Genomic DNA, 21,512 nt, shown 5'->3' with positions numbered 1-21,512 from the left:
GGTAACGCGGGAGATTTTTCATGCATAACCAGGCTCCGATTCAACGTAGAAAATCGACACGTATTTACGTTGGGAATGTGCCAATTGGCGATGGTGCCCCCATCGCCGTTCAGTCGATGACTAACACGCGTACCACTGACGTGGAAGCGACGGTTAATCAGATCAAAGCGCTGGAGCGCGTTGGCGCAGACATTGTTCGTGTTTCTGTACCGACAATGGACGCCGCCGAAGCGTTCAAGCTCATCAAACAGCAGGTTAGTGTCCCGCTGGTTGCCGATATTCACTTCGACTACCGCATTGCGCTGAAGGTGGCGGAATACGGCGTTGACTGCTTGCGTATCAACCCCGGCAATATCGGTAACGAAGAACGCATTCGTATGGTGGTGGACTGCGCGCGCGACAAAAACATCCCTATTCGTATCGGCGTAAATGCCGGATCGCTGGAAAAAGATCTGCAGGAAAAATACGGTGAGCCGACGCCGCAGGCGCTGCTGGAATCAGCCATGCGCCATGTCGATCATCTCGATCGTCTCAACTTTGATCAGTTCAAAGTGAGCGTAAAAGCGTCCGATGTATTCCTTGCCGTTGAGTCTTATCGTTTGTTGGCTAAACAGATCGATCAGCCGCTGCATCTGGGGATCACCGAAGCGGGCGGCGCGCGTAGCGGGGCGGTCAAGTCGGCGATCGGTTTAGGTCTGCTGTTATCGGAAGGCATCGGCGACACGCTGCGTGTATCGTTGGCCGCCGACCCGGTGGAAGAGATCAAAGTCGGTTTCGATATCCTCAAGTCGCTGCGCATTCGCGCGCGCGGCATCAATTTCATCGCCTGCCCGACCTGTTCTCGCCAGGAGTTCGACGTTATTGGCACGGTGAACGCGCTGGAGCAGCGTCTGGAAGATATCATCACCCCGATGGACGTCTCGATCATCGGTTGCGTAGTGAACGGGCCTGGCGAAGCGCTGGTATCGACGCTGGGCGTGACGGGCGGCAATAAGAAAAGCGGCCTGTATGAAGACGGCGTGCGTAAGGACAGACTCGACAACGACGATATGATCGCGCAGCTTGAATCCCGTATTCGCGCGAAAGCAAGTCAACTTGACGAAGCGCGTCGGATTGACGTGCTACAGGTTGAAAAATAAGAACGTGATGGGAAGCGGCGCGCTTCCCGTGTATGATTGAACCCGCATGGCTCCCGGTTCGTTCGGGGAAGCGCTGAGGGTTCATTTTTATATTCAGAAAGAGAATAAACGTGGCAAAAAACATTCAAGCCATTCGCGGCATGAACGATTATCTGCCTGGCGAAACCGCCATCTGGCAGCGCATTGAAGGCACACTCAAAAACGTGCTCGGCAGCTACGGTTACAGTGAAATCCGCTTGCCGATTGTAGAGCAGACCCCGTTATTCAAACGCGCGATCGGTGAAGTTACTGACGTGGTTGAAAAAGAGATGTACACCTTTGAGGATCGCAACGGCGATAGCCTGACATTGCGCCCTGAAGGTACGGCGGGCTGTGTACGCGCCGGCATCGAACATGGTCTCCTGTACAATCAGGAACAGCGTTTGTGGTATATCGGCCCGATGTTCCGTCATGAGCGTCCGCAAAAAGGCCGCTACCGTCAGTTCCATCAGCTAGGCGCCGAAGTCTTCGGCTTACAAGGCCCGGATATTGACGCGGAGCTGATTATGCTGACCGCACGCTGGTGGCGCGCGCTGGGCATCGCTGAACACGTTAGCCTGGAGCTGAACTCTATTGGTTCGTTAGAGGCGCGTGCGAACTATCGCGATGCGCTGGTCGCATTCCTCGAACAGCATCAAGAGACGCTGGACGAAGACTGCAAACGCCGCATGTATACCAATCCGCTGCGCGTGCTGGACTCCAAAAATCCGGACGTACAGGCGCTGCTCAACGACGCGCCCGCTCTCGGCGACTATCTCGATGACGATTCACGCGAGCACTTTGCCGGCCTGTGTAAATTGCTGGACGCGGCGGGGATTGCCTACACCGTCAACCAGCGTCTGGTACGCGGTCTTGATTACTACAACCGCACCGTATTTGAATGGGTAACAAACAGTCTGGGGTCACAAGGCACCGTCTGTGCGGGTGGTCGTTATGACGGTCTGGTGGAACAACTGGGCGGTCGCGCTACCCCGGCAGTGGGCTTTGCGATGGGCCTGGAACGACTTGTTTTGTTAGTTCAGGCAGTTAATCCGGAATTTATTGCCTCTCCTGTTGTCGATATATACCTGGTGGCTGCCGGCGCACAAACGCAGTCTGCGGCAATGACGCTGGCGGAGCGGCTGCGCGATGAAATGCCTGGCGTGAAGCTAATGACAAACCACGGCGGCGGCAACTTTAAGAAACAGTTTGCCCGCGCCGATAAGTGGGGTGCCCGTATTGCACTGGTTCTTGGCGAATCTGAAGTCGCCGATGGGACTGTTGTAGTGAAGGATTTGCGCTCCGGTGAGCAAACGGCAGTGGCGCAGGACAGCGTCGCCGCGCATTTGCGCACTTTATTGGGCTAAGGAGAAGGACAGCGTGGAAATTTACGAGAACGAACACGACCAGGTGGATGCGATTAAACGCTTCTTTGCCGAAAACGGCAAAGCGCTGGCTGTCGGAGTGATTTTAGGGGTTGGCGCGCTGGTTGGCTGGCGTTACTGGAGTAGCCATCAGACGGAGTCCGCGCGTGCTGCTTCTCTGGCGTATCAAAATGCGGTGACGACGGTAAGCGCCGATAAGCCGGATAGCATTCCCGCCGCTGAAAAATTCGCGGCTGAGAATAAAAATACCTATGGTGCGCTGGCGTCTATGGAACTGGCGCAGCAGTTTGTGGATAAGAATGAACTTAAAAAAGCCGAAGCCCAGTTGCAGCAGGGGTTGGCGGCCACCAGCGATGAAAATCTCAAAGCGGTGATTAATCTGCGTCTCGCTCGCGTTCAGTTGCAGCTTAAGCAAGCTGACGCCGCGCTGAAAACTCTGGATGCCGTTAAAGGCGAAGGATGGACGGCAATTGTCGCTGATTTGCGCGGCGAAGCGTTGCTGAGTAAGGGTGATAAAAAAGGCGCGCGCAGCGCATGGGAAGCGGGCGTCAATAGCGATGCTTCTCCGGCGTTGAGCGAAATGATGCAGATGAAAATCAATAATTTGTCCATCTGAGAGGGACCCGATGCAATTGCGTAAATTACTTCTGCCAGGGTTGCTTTCCGTTACCCTGCTCAGCGGCTGTTCACTGTTTAGCGGCGAAGAAGATGTCGTCAAGATGTCTCCATTACCGCAAGTTGAAAACCAGTTTACTCCGACCACTGTCTGGAGCACCTCTGTCGGTAACGGAATTGGCGACTTTTATTCTAACCTTCATCCGGTAATGGTAGATAACGTGGTCTATGCAGCCGATCGCGCGGGCGTGGTAAAAGCGCTCAATGCGGATGATGGCAAAGAGATCTGGTCTGTGAATCTGGGCGAGAAAGACGGCTGGTTCTCTCGTTCGTCCGCGCTGTTGTCCGGCGGCGTCACGGTCGCGGGCGGTCACGTCTATATCGGCAGTGAAAAGGCCGAGGTTTATGCGCTGAATACCAGCGACGGCACCACAGCATGGCAGACGAAGGTCGCAGGCGAAGCGTTGTCTCGTCCGGTTGTCAGTGATGGAATCGTCCTTATCCATACCAGCAACGGTCAGTTGCAGGCGCTAAATCAGGCGGATGGCGCCATTAAATGGACGGTGAACCTGGATATGCCTTCGCTGTCGCTGCGCGGCGAATCTGCGCCGGCAACCGCGTTCGGCGCGGCTATCGTTGGTGGTGACAATGGTCGCGTCAGCGCCGTGTTGATGCAACAAGGCCAGATGATTTGGCAACAGCGTATCTCCCAGGCCACTGGCCCAACGGAAATTGACCGTCTGAGCGACGTCGATACCACGCCGGTTGTGGTAAACGGCGTCGTTTACGCGTTGGCGTATAATGGTAACTTAACGGCGCTGGATCTGCGCAGTGGTCAGATTATGTGGAAACGCGAGTTGGGTTCGGTCAATGACTTTATCGTCGACGGCGACCGTATCTACCTGGTCGATCAGAACGATCGCGTGCTGGCGCTGACCACTGACGGCGGCGTAACGCTGTGGACGCAAAGCGATCTGCTGCACCGTTTGCTGACCTCCCCGGTGCTGTATAATGGTGATTTAGTCGTCGGCGATAGCGAAGGTTATCTGCACTGGATTAATGTTGATGACGGGCGTTTTGTGGCCCAACAAAAAGTAGACAGTTCCGGTTTTCTGACCGAACCGACGGTGGCGGATGGTAAACTGCTCATCCAGGCCAAAGACGGTACGGTCTACGCGATTACGCGTTAATCGTCACGGTTGTGCGTTTTAAAAAACGGCTCCTGGTGTAGGGGCCGTTTTCCTGTTTTTAACAATGGCGCAAAATGCGCGCATTGTCTGATGATTTTTTTAATGAGGCTTTAAACATGGTACCTGTGGTCGCGCTTGTCGGGCGCCCTAACGTCGGAAAATCCACGCTATTTAACCGTCTGACCCGCACCCGAGATGCGCTGGTTGCGGATTTCCCGGGTCTGACTCGTGACCGTAAGTACGGTCGTGCGGAAGTTGAAGGCCGCGAGTTTATCTGTATCGACACCGGCGGTATTGACGGCACCGAAGACGGCGTCGAAACGCGGATGGCGGAACAGTCGCTGCTGGCGATTGAAGAAGCGGATGTAGTGTTATTCATGGTAGATGCGCGCGCTGGCCTGATGCCGGCGGATGAAGCGATTGCCAAACATCTGCGTTCCCGTGAAAAACCAACCTTCCTGGTGGCGAATAAAACGGATGGTCTCGATCCCGATCAGGCGGTTGTCGATTTTTACTCGCTGGGATTAGGCGAAATTTACCCTATCGCCGCCTCACATGGTCGCGGCGTATTGAGCCTGCTGGAACATGTGCTTCTGCCGTGGATGGATGATGTCGCGCCGCAGGAAGAGGTGGATGAAGACGCGGAATACTGGGCACAGTTCGAGGCGGAACAAAATGGCGAAGAAGCGCCGGAAGATGATTTTGACCCGCAAAGCCTGCCGATAAAGCTGGCGATTGTCGGTCGCCCGAACGTAGGTAAGTCCACACTCACTAACCGTATTCTCGGTGAAGAGCGCGTGGTGGTATACGACATGCCGGGCACCACTCGCGACAGCATTTATATCCCGATGGAACGCGACGAACGGGAATATGTGCTGATTGACACGGCGGGGGTGCGTAAGCGCGGAAAAATCACCGATGCGGTAGAAAAGTTCTCGGTGATTAAAACGTTGCAGGCGATTGAAGACGCTAACGTCGTACTGTTGGTTATCGATGCGCGCGAGGGGATCTCCGACCAGGATTTGTCTCTGCTGGGCTTTATCCTCAATAGTGGGCGCTCACTCGTTATCGTAGTCAACAAATGGGATGGCCTGAGTCAGGAAGTCAAAGAGCAGGTGAAAGAGACGCTGGATTTCCGTCTGGGCTTTATTGATTTTGCCCGCGTTCATTTTATCTCTGCACTGCACGGCAGCGGCGTCGGTAACCTGTTTGAGTCCGTACGCGAGGCTTACGACAGTTCCACTCGCCGGGTGAGTACTGCGATGCTGACCCGTATCATGACGATGGCGGTTGAAGATCATCAGCCGCCGCTGGTGCGCGGTCGCCGTGTGAAACTAAAATATGCCCACGCTGGCGGCTATAACCCGCCGATTGTGGTCATTCACGGCAACCAGGTAAAAGATTTGCCAGACTCCTATAAGCGCTATCTGATGAACTACTTCCGCAAGTCGTTGGAAGTGATGGGTACGCCGATTCGCATTCAGTTTAAAGAAGGGGAGAACCCGTATGCGAACAAGCGTAACACACTGACGCCAACGCAAATGCGCAAACGTAAGCGTCTAATGAAACATATCAAGAAAAGCAAGTAGTGCTTTTTCAGTAATATTCCAGGCCTGACAAGCGCAACGCTATCAGGCCTTTCAAGTAAAAGTGAGTCACGCGCCTGAGGAGAATGTTATGGAAATAACCTGCCCCGTTTGCCATCACACGCTGGAGCGCAATGGCGATACAGCGCATTGCGAGACATGCGCTAAAGATTTCTCGTTACAGGCAATTTGTCCTGACTGCCACCAGCCGTTACAGGTTTTGAAAGCCTGCGGCGCAGTGGACTATTTTTGCCAGAATGGTCATGGTTTAATTTCAAAAAAACGGGTTAATTTCGTCATTTCCGATCAGTAAAACCGCTGTCGACGTTGCGCCGCAGAGCAGAGGCACCGACGTCTTATCCGGCTAAGGGCAAAAGAGTTATTCGATATTCCTGTAATATCAGCATAGTATCCTGCCCGCGGCTATTTTATTATTTTTATTTATTCAACTATTTACAGTGAATATTATTCCAGAAAATTAATATTAGAAATAAATAACAGCCTTCTTTTTATTTATTATATCAATAATATAACTCTGTTTCATATTAAACTTTTCTTTTTAGGAATATATTTAGCCTTGTTAGTTATGATTCCATGTGAATCATCCATATAATATTGTTTCATAGCGGCGTGTTTATTTAACGACAGGGATATCATATGGTGCGAAGGATTCGCATTCTGGTTTTGCTATTAGTGTCTGGAGTATCAGTTGCGGCTTCCGGCGCAGATAACTCTGTATCTGCAAATGATGAAAGCCACTCCTCCCTGCCTGATTTAGCCAGCGAATCCGCGAAAAAAGAAGAACAGGAAAATAAAGGAAAGACCTTTAAAGAACAGGGCGCAGACTACTTTATTAATTCCGCCACCCAGGGCTTTGATAACCTCACCCCGGAAGCGCTGGAATCCCAGGCGCGCGGTTATATTCAAGGGCAAGTCACGTCTTCTGCGCAATCCTATCTCGAAGGTATGCTTTCGCCTTATGGTAAAGTTCGCACCAGTTTATCTATTGGCGAAGGCGGCGATCTGGACGGCAGTTCGCTGGATTATTTTATTCCCTGGTATGACAACCAGATCACGCTTTTCTTTAGCCAGATTTCGGCTCAGCGTAAGGAAGACCGCACCATTGGTAACGTTGGGCTTGGCGTGCGCCAGAATGTCGGCAACTGGCTGCTTGGCGGCAACGCATTCTATGACTACGATTTTACGCGCGGTCACCGTCGATTAGGTCTGGGAACCGAAGCCTGGACGGATTACCTGAAATTCTCCGGCAACTATTACCATCCTCTTTCTGACTGGAAGGATTCCAAAGATTTCGACTTTTATGAAGAACGGCCTGCGCGCGGATGGGATATCCGCATGGAAAGCTGGCTGCCCTTTTATCCGCAGCTTGGCGCTAAATTAGTTTACGAACAGTACTACGGCGATGAAGTGGCGCTGTTTGGCACCGATAATCTGCAAAAAGATCCTCATGCCGTCACTTTGGGGCTGGAGTATACGCCGGTACCGCTGGTCACGGTTGGTACGGATTACAAAGCCGGTACTGGCGATAGTAACGATTTTAGCGTTAACGCGACCGTGAACTACCAGATAGGCACGCCACTGGCGGCGCAACTCGATCCGGAAAACGTCAAAATTCAGCGCTCCTTAATGGGTAGTCGTACCGATTTTGTCGATCGTAACAATTTCATCGTTCTTGAATATCGCGAGAAAGATCCGCTGGACGTCACGTTGTGGCTGAAGGCTGACGCCACCAACGAACACCCTGAATGTGTGATTGAAGATACGCCTGAGGCCGCGGTGGGGCTGGAGAAATGTAAGTGGACGGTCAACGCGCTGATTAACCATCATTACAAAATTATTTCTGCTTCCTGGCAGGCGAAAAACAACGCCGCCCGTACGCTGGTGATGCCAGTGGTAAAAGCGGATGCGTTAACCGAAGGCAACAATAACAGCTGGAATCTGGTGCTTCCTGCCTGGGTTAATGCCGATACCGAAGAGCAGCGCACCGCCCTGAACACCTGGAAAGTACGCATGACGCTGGAAGACGAAAAGGGCAATAAGCAGAACTCCGGCGTGGTTGAAATCACCGTCCAGCAGGATCGCAAAATTGAACTGATCGTCGACAACATTGCCGATACCGATCGCAGCGATCACAGCCATGAAGCCAGCGCGCTGGCCGATGGCGAAGACGGCGTAGTGATGGATCTCCTGATCACCGATTCCTTTGGCGACTCCACGGATCGCAATGGTAACGAACTGGTGGACGATGCCATGACGCCAGAGTTGTACGACAGTAATGATAAAAAAGTCACCCTGGCCCAGACGCCCTGCACCACGGAAACCCCCTGCGTGTTTATTGCCAGCCGTGACAAAGAAGCGGGGACGGTGACGCTTTCCAGTACCCTGCCGGGAACTTTCCGCTGGAAGGCGAAAGCAGACGCCTATGGCGACAGTAACTACGTTGATGTCACTTTTATCGGCGACAACCTGAGCGCGCTGAATGCGGTGATTTATCAGGTCAAAGCCGCCAACCCTGTCAACCTTATCGGCAAAGAAGATAAGCACCCTACGGTCAATAATACCTACCGTTTCCTGCTGTGGCGCGACAAGAATAAAGACGGCGTATTCCAGATGTCTGAGCAGCTCACGGAAGAAGAGATGTCGCTGTACGACTACCAGTGGGAGTTTACCGGGCAAAGTACAAACGGACATACCGGCGCGCTGGCCAACACCATGAATGAAGATCTTGTCCTGCCAGTAACCAATAAAGAGGCAGCGCAGAAGTTTGCCGCCAATGAGGAAGATGGCGTTCAGGGTTACGGCATACGCGTTACGTATAGCCAGAAATAGCGTCAGCGTTATGGCTGACCAGCCAGCCGCTGAATTTTGAAGAAAAGGAGTGTCTTAATGCAAATGACAGTAAAACGGCGGCTGACGAAGGTCGCTTTAGCGTTAGTCGTTGCCGGATATTGTGCCGCACCCGCGGTGGCGGCAAACGGTAATCTGAAATCGGGCCAGTGGCAGATTGTCAGTGACACAACGGGCACCATTCAGGGTTCGGTGCCGTGGATTACCCGTGCGGCGGATAAAACTGCGGATACCGACAAAGATCACGTGACGGTAACTATCGATCGCGGCTCAAGGACCATTACGACCGAAGGCGATAAGCAGTTTCACGTTGGCGATAAGGTCACGGTGAACTGGGCGATTGGCGATACGGAAGGTGACCTGGACACCGACAACACGGCAACTAAAGCCACCGTGCAATGGGTGAGTTTTAGCGACCAGAATGGCAGCGACCCCAAAGATCTTGGTACTGGTGACAGTTATGAAATCCAGGCCGCTGATGCGGATCGTTATATCGGTATCAAAATCACGCCAACCACCACCACTGGTGACCCTGCCGTGGCAACCGAACTGTTGTTGAAAGACCTGTCGACCAATGCGGGCGGTGGTTCGGATGATGACGAAATTCCGGAAGGTCCGGTGGTGGATGAAAACGTCCATGTGGTTATTCATGAGAAAGATTCGAATACCAACCTGTTGAAGAATACAGGGACGACACTCAAAACGAATACCACCTATCAGGTATTACTGTGGAGCGATAAGAACGGCAACGGCACCTATGATGCCGGTGAAAACGTTACCGACCAGTATGACTACCGCTGGAAATTCGTCGGCACCAGTAAAATTGCAGGCACTGGCACCGGTGGTATCGTTAACGAAAGCTGGAACGATAAAGACCTTGTCATCCCACTCACCAACGCCGATGCGAAAACAGCGTTCGAGGGAGCAGACGGCGGCGTTACCGTGGGTAGCGACGGCGTCCAGGGCTTTAGTTTGTCCATCGACTACAGACGCAAATAAGTTGTCCTCAACATACCACTCCCTGCGGGGAGTGGTATTTTCCGCGCACTTTGCTTAGCCGCACGCTAAGCAAAGTGGGTTGAATAACGGATAGAGCATTAAAACGGGTGGTTATCGCTCATGGAAGAGAATCGACAAGTGAATAAAGTTTTATCTTTCCTGGTGACGTTACTGGTCATGTTTACGGCCTCGATCGTGCCTGCGCAGGCGCTGTTGAAAGGGGGGACCTGGCAACAGCTACATTCGGCTACCGGCGAGGTTAATGGCACTGTGCCCCGCGCTGACGGCGCGGTTATTCCCGTTTATCAGGGAAGTGTGTTGCTTGACCCAACCCAAACCTACGATATTGCGTTCACCGCCATGCCGCGCGATTTTAGCGCTGATGCCACCCCAACCTCGATGCGTGCAGTCAATTCCACTGATACGGAAGGCGATCTCTTTAGCGAGCCGCCCACCATTGCCTGGGAAAATCAGCAGCCGCCGGTAATGAGCCTGGTGTGGGCCGATGCCGCCACGCCCGACACACCGCTCTCGCCGCAGCCGATTCTCAACCAGACCTTTTGCGCTCAAAACCTCGCCGGGCGGCAACTGGTTGCCTGGGCGCAGGTAGAAGATGAAACAACGGTTCCCGCGCTGTGGCTCTACACCAGCACTGGTGTGCCGAATAATGCGATCATTCCGCTGCTTAGCCCAAAAGTGACGCTGAATATCAAACCGGCGGTGAGCGATCCCGTTTCCGCGAGCGGCGATCATTTTGACGCTAATTTTGAAGCCTCGAAAGTCAAAGCTGGGGAGAGCATTACCCTTACCATCTCCACCAAAGCCTGTAATGGCGACGTGGAGCCGAATACCGCTTTCGTGATCCACCGTGAGGATGCAAAAAACCGCCAGGGTGAGGTCAACAACGCTAACCCGGTGCATGTTGGCGATACTGAGTTGACGACCACGCAAGCGGAATATCATGGTGTTACGGACGGGCAGGGTAACGCCACGGTGGTGGTGACGCAAGAGAACGGTCCAGGGGTAAAAACGCGACTTATCGTCTCTTCGGCTGGCTATCCCACGCTGACCGACAATGTCGACGTCATTTTCACTACCATAACCAGCCCTGACAGTGATAAGGCCAACATGTATGGTCATATGATCGAGAGCGCCACGGCGACGCTGAACGGTACGACCTACACCTTCAACCGGCCAAAACTGGCGGCGGAAACCAGCGGAAATAGCACCGTTGTGGATACCAACGAAACCTGGGCGCTGTTTACCTGGAGCGGCGCTGATAACCATTGCGACATTCTGCCGGATGCCGAACAGTTGGTGCAGCTGAGACATGAGCACAGCACGCTGGAAACCTGGACCGGCTGGCCGGTGTCGGGCGATGCAGAATACTGGTCGTCAACCAAAGATCAGATGAGCAATTACCACGCTGCCGTGCATATGAACAGCGCGTCGGTCATCAGGGCCGCCAACAGCGACACGCTGCTGGTCAGTTGTGTGGATAAGGCCCAGCCTGCGGCACACCCGCAGATTACCCTCTCCCCGCAAGGGCCTTATAAAGCACAGGTGGGGGAATCGATTGATTTAGTGATGACCGTTGTAGATCGGGACACGCAAAAACCGCTGCCTTATCGCTATATGGAGCTGTTTATTGACCCAGCGAAAAACCGCAAAGGAGAGCATCAGGACGCGTGGGATAACCAACGGGTTACCATCAATTCCGAAGATATGCGCGCCTCGTCGCCGGAGCACTATACCGGTGTGACCGACGCCAACGGTCAGGCACACCTGACGTTAAAACATGACAGCGGCATGGGCGTAGAAACGCCAATCCGCATCGTAATGCCGGATGATGAAGGTGGCAACGTTGAGCTGCCCTTTAGCGTGATTTTCACCGTGATCACTAGCCCGGACGTGGACGGCGCCAGCATGTGGGGCCATATGCAGGGCGTGGTGGATGCAGGCAACCTGTATAAGCGCCCGCAGCTGGCGGTTGAGGCCAGTCATAAAGACGGTCAGTTCAGTGAAAATAATGAAGAATGGGCGACGTTTAATTCAGTCGATAAGGCCACCGCGCAGTGCGGCACTGGCCAGGTGCCAGATCAATCATCGCTTGAACATCTGTACAGTGAGAATGCCAGCGGCAAGATGGAAAGTGAGCACGGCTGGCCGACCAGTGACTTTTTTATTGCGGCGGATAATGACGAGTCGGGAACGGTGCATGTCAACCTGGAAAACGGCAATAGCGGCAAATTTACCAATCAGCCTAACTATCTGACCTGCTCGGCCAATGAAATGGTGGCGGTGCTGGACGTTTACTTCAATGACGACCCGGTGATCAAAAACGCCGACGCCAAAGTGGGTGAACAGATTAAGCTGAACGTTCATTCACGCAACGCTCTCAACGACATGACGATCGCCTACACCGACTTCACCGTCACCATGGCGAACGGCAGGCGGCGCGACGGGCTGACGACCGGCTTTACCGATACCAGCAACGGCGAGATGCAGTTTGACGGAGTCGGCTACGTTGCCGGGCAGGTTTATCACGGGATCACCGACGCCAACGGCGATGCGACCATTATTCTCACCCAAAACAAGGGGGTGGGGCTGCTGACGCCGTTAAGCATCGTGCCTGCCGATTCATACATCAATACGCCAGTTTCTCGCAGTGTGAAGTTTACCGTCGCCACCAGCCCGGATACGCCAGCGGCCAAAATGTGGGGCCATATGGCCGACACCATCACCGTCGGCGATCTGACCTTTGAGCGACCGAAGCTGGCGGATGAAGTTACGCCGGTGCGTACCCAGGATGAAGCCAACGAAACCTGGGCGCGCGTTCTGCACCCTGACGCGGCAGGCAACCCGGACGCGGGCGGTTGTGCGGCGAGTCGCCTACCGCGCATCGACCAGCTTGAGGCGTTGTACAGCGCCAACAGCGGCGGCGCGATGAAAAGCACCCAGGGGTGGCCGACATTGCTTAACTACTGGTCGTCCACCTTCCAGAGCGCCAGCACATGGAAACTGATCTCGCTGTTTAGTGGCAGTGAATTTGCGAACGGCAATGTCTCGATTTATTCCAGTTGTCTTGCCAGCGATAACCCGGTGGCAGCCGCTATCACCATTGAGCCGGTAGACGCGTCGCAATGGTATGACGGCAGCGGCGTCCACGCGGTTAAAGTGAAAAAGGGCGATACGATGCGGCTCAAGGTGACGGTGAAGGATGCCAGCGGTAACCCGATCCCGGAAGCGCCGTTTGTGCTCACTCGCGGCGACGGTTATACCCGCCAGGGCGAGAAACATAGCTCCAGGGAAGGCGACGATCCAGAACAACTGGTAACGCCTGTAGTGATCGACGGCGAATCGCTGGCCTGGTCCTCCACCAAAATGGGGATGCAGGTTGGCACTGACGGCACCCGCATTATCAATGTCACCCGCCCGGACACCAACGGTACCCTGACGGCCCTGATTGCGACGCTTTATGAAAACGCCACCGTGAGCGCCAGTATCGACACCATTTTTACCGTTGTCACCAGCCCGGACGTTGACGTCGCCCATATGTGGGGGCATATGCTGCCGTCGTTAACGGCGGCGGACGGTGCGGTATATCAACGCCCGTTGCTTTACAACGAACTGAGCAGTACGACGAATATCTCTCTGTTTACGGAGGATAATGAAGTCTGGGCCGGGTTTTACGGGCCGAATAGTGGGAAAAATAACCCGAACAATTGTGCTGCGGGTTATTATCCTTCCGTTGCGGCGCTGGATTCGCTGTACAGCAAATACCCAGGGCGAACGATAAAAACTGCCCAGGGTTGGCCCATCAACCGCTCTTACTGGAGCGGAATGCGCGGCTGCGGGTTTTGCTGGCTCAGGCGTTGACTTACGTGCTGTTGGCGCTGATTGGCCTGCTTATTCTTATTCTCAAGGGCGAAATTCATCCGCTGACGCAGCCGTTCCAGCACGGCCTGCTGACGGGCCAGACGCAGCTGCGGATGTTGCTGTTGCAAACGGTGATGAAGCTGGGTAAAGCGACGAGTACGGTTGGCGATATAGTAGTCCATCGCCATCTCCAGACGCTGTTGGGCGGACTGGATCTGACGCAACAACTCCTGCTGATTGCGGCTGACAATTTCTGCCGCTGCTGATGGCGTCGGCGCGCGCAGGTCGGCGACAAAATCAGCTATCGTGACGTCCGTTTCGTGACCGACGGCGCTGACCACCGGAATGCGGCTGGCAAAAATAGCCCGCGCCACGCGTTCGTCGTTAAAACTCCACAAATCTTCCAGCGAACCGCCGCCGCGTCCGACGATCAGTACATCACACTCGCCGCGCGCGTTCGCCAGCTCAATGGCGCGAACGATCTGTCCTGGCGCATCGTCGCCCTGGACCGCAGTCGGGTAGATAATTACGGGCAGGGATGGGTCACGACGCTTTAGCACATGGAGAATATCGTGCAGCGCCGCACCGGTTTTCGAGGTGATCACCCCAACGCAGTGGGCCGGGGAGGGCAACGGCTGTTTATGCTGCTGATCGAACAAGCCTTCGGCCTGCAGTTTGGCTTTTAGCTGCTCATATTTCTGCTGCAACAAGCCTTCGCCAGCCGGCTGCATACTTTCGGCGATGATTTGATAATCGCCGCGCGGCTCGTACAGCGTAATATTGGCGCGTACCAGCACCTGCTGCCCGTGCTGCGGACGGAACGTCACCCGGCGGTTGCTGTTACGGAACATCGCACAGCGCACCTGAGCGGTATCGTCTTTGAGCGTAAAGTACCAGTGGCCCGACGCAGGCTGCGTGAAATTAGAAATCTCGCCGCTGATCCATACCTGCCCCATCTCCTGTTCTAACAGCAGACGAACCGTCTGGTTAAGGCGGCTTACGGTAAAAATTGAGGAAGTTTGAGAGGATAACATGTGAGCGGGATCAAATTCTAAATCAGCAGGTTATTCAATCGATAGTAACCTGCTCACAGGGGATCGCAAGCACTATTTGCAAAAAAATGTAGATGCAACCGATTACGTTCTGTATAATGCCGCGGCAATATTTATTAACCTCCCAGGTGAGATATTGCCCATGCTACGTATCGCTAAAGAAGCCCTGACGTTTGACGACGTCCTCCTTGTTCCCGCTCACTCCACCGTTCTGCCGAATACTGCCGACCTTAGCACGCAGTTGACGAAAACCATTCGTCTGAATATTCCTATGCTTTCTGCGGCGATGGACACCGTGACGGAAGCGCGCCTGGCAATTGCCCTGGCCCAGGAAGGCGGCATTGGTTTTATCCACAAAAACATGTCTATTGAGCGCCAGGCGGAAGAAGTTCGCCGCGTGAAGAAACACGAGTCCGGCGTAGTGACCGACCCCCAGACCGTCCTGCCAACCACCACGTTGCATGAAGTGAAAGCCCTGACCGAGCGTAACGGTTTTGCGGGCTATCCGGTGGTGACTGAAGATAACGAACTGGTGGGTATCATCACCGGTCGTGATGTGCGTTTTGTGACTGACCTGAGCCAGCCGGTGAGCGTTTACATGACGCCGAAAGAGCGTCTGGTGACCGTTCGTGAAGGCGAAGCCCGTGAAGTTGTACTGGCAAAAATGCACGAAAAACGCGTAGAAAAAGCGCTGGTGGTTGATGATAACTTCCATCTGCTTGGCATGATTACCGTAAAAGATTTCCAGAAAGCGGAACGTAAACCAAACTCCTGTAAAGATGAGCAGGGCCGTTTACGTGTCGGCGCGGCGGTCGGCGCAGGCGCGGGCAACGAAGAGCGCGTTGACGCGCTGGTGGCGGCAGGCGTTGACGTACTGCTGATCGACTCTTCTCACGGTCACTCTGAAGGCGTGTTGCAACGTATCCGTGAAACCCGCGCTAAATATCCTGACCTGCAAATCATCGGCGGCAACGTTGCGACGGGCGCAGGTGCTCGCGCGCTGGCGGAAGCCGGTTGCAGCGCGGTGAAAGTCGGTATTGGCCCTGGCTCTATCTGTACGACTCGTATCGTGACTGGTGTGGGCGTACCACAGATCACCGCTGTTTCCGACGCGGTGGAAGCGCTGGAAGGCACCGGGATTCCGGTTATCGCTGACGGCGGTATCCGTTTCTCCGGCGACATCGCCAAAGCCATCGCCGCAGGCGCGAGCGCCGTGATGGTGGGCTCTATGCTGGCCGGTACGGAAGAGTCTCCGGGCGAAATCGAACTCTACCAGGGCCGTTCTTACAAATCATACCGCGGCATGGGCTCGCTGGGCGCGATGTCCAAAGGCTCTTCTGATCGTTACTTCCAGAGCGATAACGCTGCCGACAAACTGGTGCCGGAAGGTATCGAAGGCCGCGTAGCCTATAAAGGTCGCCTGAAAGAGATCATTCACCAGCAGATGGGCGGCCTTCGTTCCTGTATGGGGCTGACCGGTTGTGCTACCATCGACGAACTGCGTACTAAAGCGGAGTTTGTGCGTATCAGCGGTGCGGGTATCCAGGAAAGCCACGTTCACGACGTGACCATCACCAAAGAGTCCCCGAACTACCGTCTGGGCTCCTGATTTTCTTCGCCCGACCTTCGTGTCGGGCGATTTATTTAATCTGTTTCACTTGCCTCGGAATAAGCGTCAATGACGGAAAACATTCATAAGCATCGCATCCTCATTCTGGACTTCGGTTCCCAGTACACTCAACTGGTTGCGCGCCGCGTGCGTGAGCTGGGCGTTTACTGCGAACTGTGGGCGTGGGATGTGACAGAAGCACAAATTCGTGACTTCAACCCAAGCGGCATTATTCTTTCCGGCGGCCCGGAAAGCACCACCGAAGAAAACAGCCCGCGCGCGCCGCAGTATGTCTTTGAAGCAGGCGTGCCGGTATTTGGCGTCTGCTACGGGATGCAGACCATGGCGATGCAGCTTGGTGGTCATGTAGAAGGTTCTAATGAGCGTGAATTTGGTTACGCGCAGGTCGAAGTATTGACCGACAGCGCGCTGGTTCGTGGTATTGAAGACTCTCTGACCGCCGACGGCAAACCGCTGCTGGACGTGTGGATGAGCCACGGCGATAAAGTGACGGCGATTCCGTCCGACTTCGTGACCGTCGCCAGCACCGAAAGCTGCCCGTTCGCCATCATGGCTAACGAAGAAAAACGCTTCTACGGCGTACAGTTCCACCCGGAAGTGACCCATACCCGCCAGGGTATGCGTATGCTGGAGCGTTTTGTACGCGATATCTGCCAGTGTGAAGCCCTGTGGACGCCGGCGAAGATCATCGACGATGCCGTGGCGCGCATCCGCGAGCAGGTGGGCGACGACAAAGTAATCCTCGGTCTCTCCGGCGGCGTGGATTCTTCCGTAACTGCGATGTTGCTGCACCGCGCGATCGGTAAAAATCTGACCTGTGTTTTCGTCGATAACGGCCTGTTACGCCTCAACGAAGCCGAGCAGGTGATGGACATGTTTGGCGACCATTTTGGTCTGAATATCGTTCACGTACCGGCGGAAGAGCGCTTCCTGTCCGCGCTGGCTGGCGAGAACGATCCGGAAGCCAAGCGTAAGATCATTGGCCATGTTTTTGTAGAAGTGTTCGACGAAGAAGCGCTCAAACTGGAAGACGTGAAATGGCTGGCGCAGGGCACCATCTACCCTGACGTCATCGAATCTGCCGCTTCGGCAACCGGTAAAGCACACGTCATCAAATCTCACCACAATGTCGGCGGCCTGCCGAAAGAGATGAAGATGGGGCTGGTTGAACCGCTGAAAGAGCTGTTCAAAGATGAAGTGCGTAAGATTGGTCTGGAGCTGGGCCTGCCGTACGACATGCTGTACCGTCACCCGTTCCCGGGGCCGGGCCTCGGCGTGCGCGTACTGGGCGAAGTGAAGAAAGAGTACTGTGACCTGCTGCGCCGTGCTGACGCCATCTTCATTGAAGAGCTGCGCAAAGCGGATCTGTACGACAAAGTCAGCCAGGCGTTCACCGTCTTCCTGCCGGTCCGTTCCGTAGGCGTCATGGGCGATGGTCGTAAGTACGATTGGGTGGTCTCCCTGCGTGCCGTCGAAACCATCGACTTTATGACCGCGCACTGGGCGCACCTGCCGTACGATTTCCTCGGTCGCGTTTCCAACCGCATTATCAATGAAGTCAACGGGATTTCCCGTGTGGTGTATGACATCAGCGGTAAACCACCGGCTACCATTGAGTGGGAATGATCCGATAACCCTTCCTGAGCTTTCATGAACAGGTAAAAGTGAATTTAACCCTCTGTTTTTGCAGAGGGTTTTTATTTATGTGCATAGATGAGTTTTCTGTGTAGTGCACAGCTTCTGGCGGCAAATTTGACGTAATCATCGGAAAAGTAAACAGTACGAGAGCGATGGAGTAAGCAGCAGGAGTTCGAGCGAATGCGGCAACGTTTTGTGCTGTCTCAGCTCACTCATAGTTTTCCTCGAATTGCATGCATGAAAGCCAGACTACAATGTCCGCCGTGAGCGAGGAGCGGTCGTCCCATCCAGCGTAAGAACGTAAAAAAACCGCCGTGAGGCGGTTTAGTTGTTCAGTTAGGAAGTGGCGCTTGCGAGTCGTGCTGCAAATCCAATGAAGAACATACCTACCAGCGTGTTTCCAATGGTTGATAATCTACGGTTGCCTTTCAGACGGCTTAGCAGATAAGAGCCGCAGAAAACGAGGAAACCGAAATAAGCGAGAGTAATCGCGAACATTACCGCAGCAAGAATGATAAACGCCATCCAGGAGTGTTCAACCTGAACATTGATGAACTGGGCGAAAAAAGAGATATAGAACAGTAGCGTCTTTGGATTCAGTAGAGTAACCAGCATTCCGCGCCCGATGATCCCCTTAGCATTAGCTGAAGATTTCTTTTCCTCACTCGTTTCGATAGCGGGCTTAAAGATAGTGCGTATCGTCTGGACACCGAGATAGAAAAGATAGGCAGCACCTGCGTATTTGATGGCGTTAAACAAGGCAGGGGTTGAGCTTATGACCGCAGCCAGCCCACACCATGCCAGCAGAACCAGAAGTACGTCACTCATGAGAATGGAAAATATGGCAGCAAAGCCTCGTTTGATGCCGCTCGTAATGCTTGTTTTAATCACGAACATGGTCTCAGGGCCAGGAGCAAGGACTATCAGTGTCGCACCAAGCAGATACGTCCAGAAATTCACGATACCAAAATCAGCAAACATTTTTACTCCAGCTCTATTGTTTTCAACGAGGTTATTCTAACGTAACAGGCCATAATGAAAACACATCATGGCTACTTTCAATTCAGCCAATGTTCGCTTCTGGCACCAGGCCGACTACGCCTAAAAAGTTTCAGAGCTTACTGGGCTCTTTACAAAACAAATCCTGACGTATGGGACTGGTCACCTTATTCTCCTCCCACGATGGTTATCTTCCTGATTTCGCATTGACGATGGCGGATAGGGCGGAACCGCAGGTGACCTTTGAGTATACATTTATGGTAAAGCACTGCATCGACACAATAGCGGGTTCCTGAAGCGCGTTGAGGTTGAGCCACGTCCGGCTATCGCAGATGGGCTTTACCTTCGCTTTGCAGCAGATCGCGACGCCTTGAGCTTGTCCAGGTTATCCGTGGCGATTCAGATCGCCTAAATCACGTACTCGCCAATCGCAGGTTTCCATCTGCAAGCCATTCTATGTATTTAGAGCCTATCCCACCAGGCGTTATTGGCGCAGCCAGTTTGGACACGGACAGCGCGCTAAAACCGGAGCGTACACGTAGTACGTGAGGATTTTGAGCACTGCCAGGACCAAAATGGCAAGTAAAATAGCCCTAATGGGATAGGCTCTTACTAATAATCATGAAAATATATACCCTTCATACTTCAAGTTGCTTATGTGTTGGCTACGCTCGTTCACCCCAGTCACATAGTTATCTATGCTCCTGGGGACTCACTCCCTTGCCGCCTTTAAGCAACTCGAATTATTTTGGGTATACACCTAATCATATTACCGTTATGATAATAAAAAATGTCCAAATAATGGGTATTTAAAATATAATAACTTTATTTTTTAACTATATAACCAACGTCCAGCTTTAGCACTTTCAACGAGCATACCAACTGTTAGTGTCTTACGCGGATCAGGCTCTTTATTTCCAAAGTACTCTGGATTCAGATAGTTGAGTATGTCAAATCCTTCTGAATCTACATTCCAACGCTTGAAGTACTCTTGTAGAAGTTCTTCACTATCTTCAAAAACGAGTTTAAGATCATCCCTAATACTGGTATCAAGCGTGATGGTTCGCTTTGGCCCACAGAGAAAGTACTTTTTAGTGTTATATTCCTGATCGATAAAATCGATAATTTCTTTCTCAATATCTCTCATTAGAAGTACATCCACTGAATGCGATCTTTAGGAACCGCCACACAATTAAATGTATCTTTAATATCACGCTGGATATCATAAATCGTAGTGAATGTCATAACCCAACCGAGCCAGGGTACATTACGACCAACGAAACGACCTAAATTATTCGTTGAGCTTAGCTGTAATGAGTTGATGGTTTTGCCTGTCAACGTTGGTAATCTGATCCCAGGAGGCAGTTTATAGTTCAACCAATTACTGATGTACTTAGAAGCAATTGATGTTCCTGGCGTTGTCCCACGAGGTTTACCCCTCGTAGGTAGAACTGGTTGCCCTGAGATAACCAGTGCAGCATCAACCGCTGAGATCCCCAGATGATCGCTCACAACGGCGATGGTGATAGCCCACCATAGTTGTTGTGGTGTCAGGTTGGATAACCCGCCGTAGAAGTACGTACCATTCAATGTTTCAGTAGTGTCCATTTACTCACCCCTTCTAACCATGACCAAAAATTATACAACACCCAATCTCTTTGTTCTAACTAATAATTACGGGGTAGTAAGCGATTCACCTCTTTGAAAAAAAAGATCATCGGGGTTGTTTTGCAGTACATGATAGGGGCACGCTGAAGGCTATCGGGTTTTGTATTCGGTCGAGGGAATCTTAGTAACCGCGCATGTGATCTTATCACCCAGGCAGGATATCCCGCGGTTGCTCTTTAAGCGTCTGATCATGGCCTGAACCCATTGAGTGGGTTGTCTTTTTGCGTTAACGCTAAAGCTTCTTTTTCTTGCGCGGGCTTTTTAACGGATAACAGCTTAACGTTGTCCCGGCGTGGTGACAGAAAGCGATGACTGTTGCGCTTCTTTTTTATCCTGATGGTGCTGCCAGGCGCCGATAGAAGAGTAGACGAAACGTCCAAAGAAGAAGAGAAAACTGATAAGCAGTACGATACGGGTCATGCGAGTGTTAAATCGATGTCGTTTTCGCATACTGTTGGCCTGACTCACAAAGGGTTCCTTAACGTTGGCCCAGCGGTATGGGCGGGATCAGGCTGGGTTCTTCAAGGGTATTATCAAGGCGAAGAACGTAACAAGCCTGCGTTCACTCTACATTAAGGCATACTGCGAACCGATGGTCAATTCCTCTTAATGTAAAATTGCGTCAGTTGATTTATTTTATATTGTTATGGAAGATAATTTTAGTATTTACATTAATAATAAATTAATGATAACAAAGAATAAAAAGGCGAATAAAGGTTGCAGGAGAAAGGTAATAATTGACTTAAATCAAATGTTACTTTTGTTTAATAATTACAATCGATGACTATCGTGTGATGTATATCGCATCATCAATTTAAAGTCAGGTGGGATGCCTGTCTGTTAACG

Annotated in this window: 15 protein-coding genes and 3 pseudogenes; 13 read left to right on the top strand and 5 right to left on the bottom strand. The window is 52.7% G+C overall.

Annotation, left to right across the window (positions count from 1 at the left end):
- Positions 1 to 20: 20 nt before the first annotated feature.
- From ispG to ACLD4K_RS03655, 9 genes and pseudogenes are all read left to right on the top strand, one after another.
- On the top strand, positions 21 to 1,139 hold the full coding sequence (gene ispG, locus ACLD4K_RS03695) for a flavodoxin-dependent (E)-4-hydroxy-3-methylbut-2-enyl-diphosphate synthase (RefSeq protein WP_000551815.1): 1,119 nt from the start codon (positions 21 to 23) through the stop codon (positions 1,137 to 1,139).
- 110 nt (positions 1,140 to 1,249) lie between these two features.
- The gene (gene hisS, locus ACLD4K_RS03690; protein ID WP_001107141.1) at positions 1,250 to 2,524 is read left to right on the top strand and encodes a histidine--tRNA ligase; all 1,275 of its coding nucleotides are present in this window, start codon (positions 1,250 to 1,252) and stop codon (positions 2,522 to 2,524) included.
- A gap of 13 nt (positions 2,525 to 2,537) precedes the next feature.
- Positions 2,538 to 3,158 carry a YfgM family protein gene (locus tag ACLD4K_RS03685; RefSeq protein WP_350427253.1) on the top strand — a complete coding sequence of 207 codons (621 nt, stop codon included), beginning with the start codon at positions 2,538 to 2,540 and terminating at the stop codon, positions 3,156 to 3,158.
- 10 nt (positions 3,159 to 3,168) lie between these two features.
- Positions 3,169 to 4,347: an outer membrane protein assembly factor BamB gene (bamB, locus tag ACLD4K_RS03680; RefSeq protein WP_350427252.1), complete on the top strand. Its 1,179-nt coding sequence runs from the start codon at positions 3,169 to 3,171 to the stop codon at positions 4,345 to 4,347.
- Between the two features lie 116 nt (positions 4,348 to 4,463).
- Positions 4,464 to 5,936, top strand: coding sequence for a ribosome biogenesis GTPase Der (gene der / locus ACLD4K_RS03675; RefSeq protein WP_000249411.1), 1,473 nt, complete (start codon positions 4,464 to 4,466; stop codon positions 5,934 to 5,936).
- Between the two features lie 88 nt (positions 5,937 to 6,024).
- Positions 6,025 to 6,246: a zinc ribbon domain-containing protein gene (locus ACLD4K_RS03670; protein WP_411011400.1), complete on the top strand. Its 222-nt coding sequence runs from the start codon at positions 6,025 to 6,027 to the stop codon at positions 6,244 to 6,246.
- A gap of 344 nt (positions 6,247 to 6,590) precedes the next feature.
- Positions 6,591 to 8,783 (top strand): intimin-like inverse autotransporter SinH, encoded by a 2,193-nt coding sequence (gene sinH / locus ACLD4K_RS03665; RefSeq protein WP_411011399.1) that lies wholly within the window; start codon positions 6,591 to 6,593, stop codon positions 8,781 to 8,783.
- Positions 8,784 to 8,840: 57 nt separating this feature from the next.
- On the top strand, positions 8,841 to 9,800 hold the full coding sequence (locus ACLD4K_RS03660) for a SinI family autotransporter-associated protein (RefSeq protein ID WP_411011398.1): 960 nt from the start codon (positions 8,841 to 8,843) through the stop codon (positions 9,798 to 9,800).
- A gap of 120 nt (positions 9,801 to 9,920) precedes the next feature.
- Positions 9,921 to 13,661, top strand: a pseudogene (locus ACLD4K_RS03655) (adhesion domain-containing protein); the annotation flags it as partial.
- Here ACLD4K_RS03655 and xseA read toward each other — a convergent pair.
- Positions 13,643 to 14,713: pseudogene (gene xseA, locus ACLD4K_RS03650) on the bottom strand (exodeoxyribonuclease VII large subunit); the annotation flags it as partial. The pseudogenes ACLD4K_RS03655 and xseA sit on opposite strands and share 19 nt — an antisense overlap.
- A 160-nt stretch (positions 14,714 to 14,873) precedes the next feature.
- On the opposite strand from xseA, the gene guaB reads away from it, so the two are divergent.
- Positions 14,874 to 16,340: an IMP dehydrogenase gene (guaB, locus tag ACLD4K_RS03645; RefSeq protein WP_156010528.1), complete on the top strand. Its 1,467-nt coding sequence runs from the start codon at positions 14,874 to 14,876 to the stop codon at positions 16,338 to 16,340.
- Positions 16,341 to 16,409: 69 nt separating this feature from the next.
- Positions 16,410 to 17,987 carry a glutamine-hydrolyzing GMP synthase gene (gene guaA / locus ACLD4K_RS03640; protein ID WP_411011397.1) on the top strand — a complete coding sequence of 526 codons (1,578 nt, stop codon included), beginning with the start codon at positions 16,410 to 16,412 and terminating at the stop codon, positions 17,985 to 17,987.
- A gap of 348 nt (positions 17,988 to 18,335) precedes the next feature.
- Here guaA and leuE read toward each other — a convergent pair whose 3' ends face one another.
- From leuE to ACLD4K_RS03625, 3 genes are all read right to left on the bottom strand, one after another.
- On the bottom strand, positions 18,336 to 18,980 hold the full coding sequence (leuE, locus tag ACLD4K_RS03635; RefSeq protein ID WP_411010767.1) for a leucine efflux protein LeuE: 645 nt from the start codon (positions 18,978 to 18,980) through the stop codon (positions 18,336 to 18,338).
- Positions 18,981 to 19,830: 850 nt separating this feature from the next.
- The gene (locus ACLD4K_RS03630) at positions 19,831 to 20,160 is read right to left on the bottom strand and encodes a DUF1493 family protein (protein WP_411010766.1); all 330 of its coding nucleotides are present in this window, start codon (positions 20,158 to 20,160) and stop codon (positions 19,831 to 19,833) included.
- Complete coding sequence (locus ACLD4K_RS03625; protein ID WP_411010765.1) at positions 20,145 to 20,606, bottom strand: STM2901 family protein; 462 nt, start codon at positions 20,604 to 20,606, stop codon at positions 20,145 to 20,147. Before ACLD4K_RS03625 ends, ACLD4K_RS03630 begins: the two co-directional genes overlap by 16 nt.
- 139 nt (positions 20,607 to 20,745) lie before the next feature.
- Between ACLD4K_RS03625 and ACLD4K_RS03620 the strand changes: the two are divergent.
- Positions 20,746 to 20,865, top strand: a pseudogene (locus ACLD4K_RS03620) (hypothetical protein); the annotation flags it as partial.
- 77 nt (positions 20,866 to 20,942) lie between these two features.
- Here ACLD4K_RS03620 and ACLD4K_RS03615 read toward each other — a convergent pair.
- Positions 20,943 to 21,134, bottom strand: coding sequence for a YfgG family protein (locus ACLD4K_RS03615; protein WP_000075924.1), 192 nt, complete (start codon positions 21,132 to 21,134; stop codon positions 20,943 to 20,945).
- Between the two features lie 178 nt (positions 21,135 to 21,312).
- On the opposite strand from ACLD4K_RS03615, the gene ACLD4K_RS03610 reads away from it, so the two are divergent.
- Positions 21,313 to 21,450 carry a hypothetical protein gene (locus ACLD4K_RS03610; protein ID WP_001540598.1) on the top strand — a complete coding sequence of 46 codons (138 nt, stop codon included), beginning with the start codon at positions 21,313 to 21,315 and terminating at the stop codon, positions 21,448 to 21,450.
- Positions 21,451 to 21,512 lie beyond the last annotated feature (62 nt).

The sequence above is a fragment of the Salmonella sp. 741265055_HSA genome (assembly GCF_046569525.1).
GTDB classification, from domain to species: Bacteria; Pseudomonadota; Gammaproteobacteria; order Enterobacterales; family Enterobacteriaceae; genus Salmonella; species Salmonella enterica.
The sequence above is the reverse complement of the archived record's forward strand: the minus strand, read 5'-3'. Positions and strand labels throughout refer to the sequence as shown.

Excerpts from the sequence above, each read along its gene's own strand:
- ispG (WP_000551815.1), top strand. The coding sequence starts at position 21 with ATGCATAACCAGGCTCCGATTCAACGTAGAAAATCGACACGTATTTAC.
- der (WP_000249411.1), top strand. The coding sequence starts at position 4,464 with ATGGTACCTGTGGTCGCGCTTGTCGGGCGCCCTAACGTCGGAAAATCC.
- leuE (WP_411010767.1), bottom strand. The coding sequence starts at position 18,980 with ATGTTTGCTGATTTTGGTATCGTGAATTTCTGGACGTATCTGCTTGGT.
- guaB (WP_156010528.1), top strand. The coding sequence starts at position 14,874 with ATGCTACGTATCGCTAAAGAAGCCCTGACGTTTGACGACGTCCTCCTT.
- sinH (WP_411011399.1), top strand. The coding sequence starts at position 6,591 with ATGGTGCGAAGGATTCGCATTCTGGTTTTGCTATTAGTGTCTGGAGTA.
- ACLD4K_RS03610 (WP_001540598.1), top strand. The coding sequence starts at position 21,313 with ATGGAAGATAATTTTAGTATTTACATTAATAATAAATTAATGATAACA.
- ACLD4K_RS03625 (WP_411010765.1), bottom strand. The coding sequence starts at position 20,606 with ATGGACACTACTGAAACATTGAATGGTACGTACTTCTACGGCGGGTTA.
- guaA (WP_411011397.1), top strand. The coding sequence starts at position 16,410 with ATGACGGAAAACATTCATAAGCATCGCATCCTCATTCTGGACTTCGGT.
- bamB (WP_350427252.1), top strand. The coding sequence starts at position 3,169 with ATGCAATTGCGTAAATTACTTCTGCCAGGGTTGCTTTCCGTTACCCTG.
- ACLD4K_RS03670 (WP_411011400.1), top strand. The coding sequence starts at position 6,025 with ATGGAAATAACCTGCCCCGTTTGCCATCACACGCTGGAGCGCAATGGC.
- ACLD4K_RS03660 (WP_411011398.1), top strand. The coding sequence starts at position 8,841 with ATGCAAATGACAGTAAAACGGCGGCTGACGAAGGTCGCTTTAGCGTTA.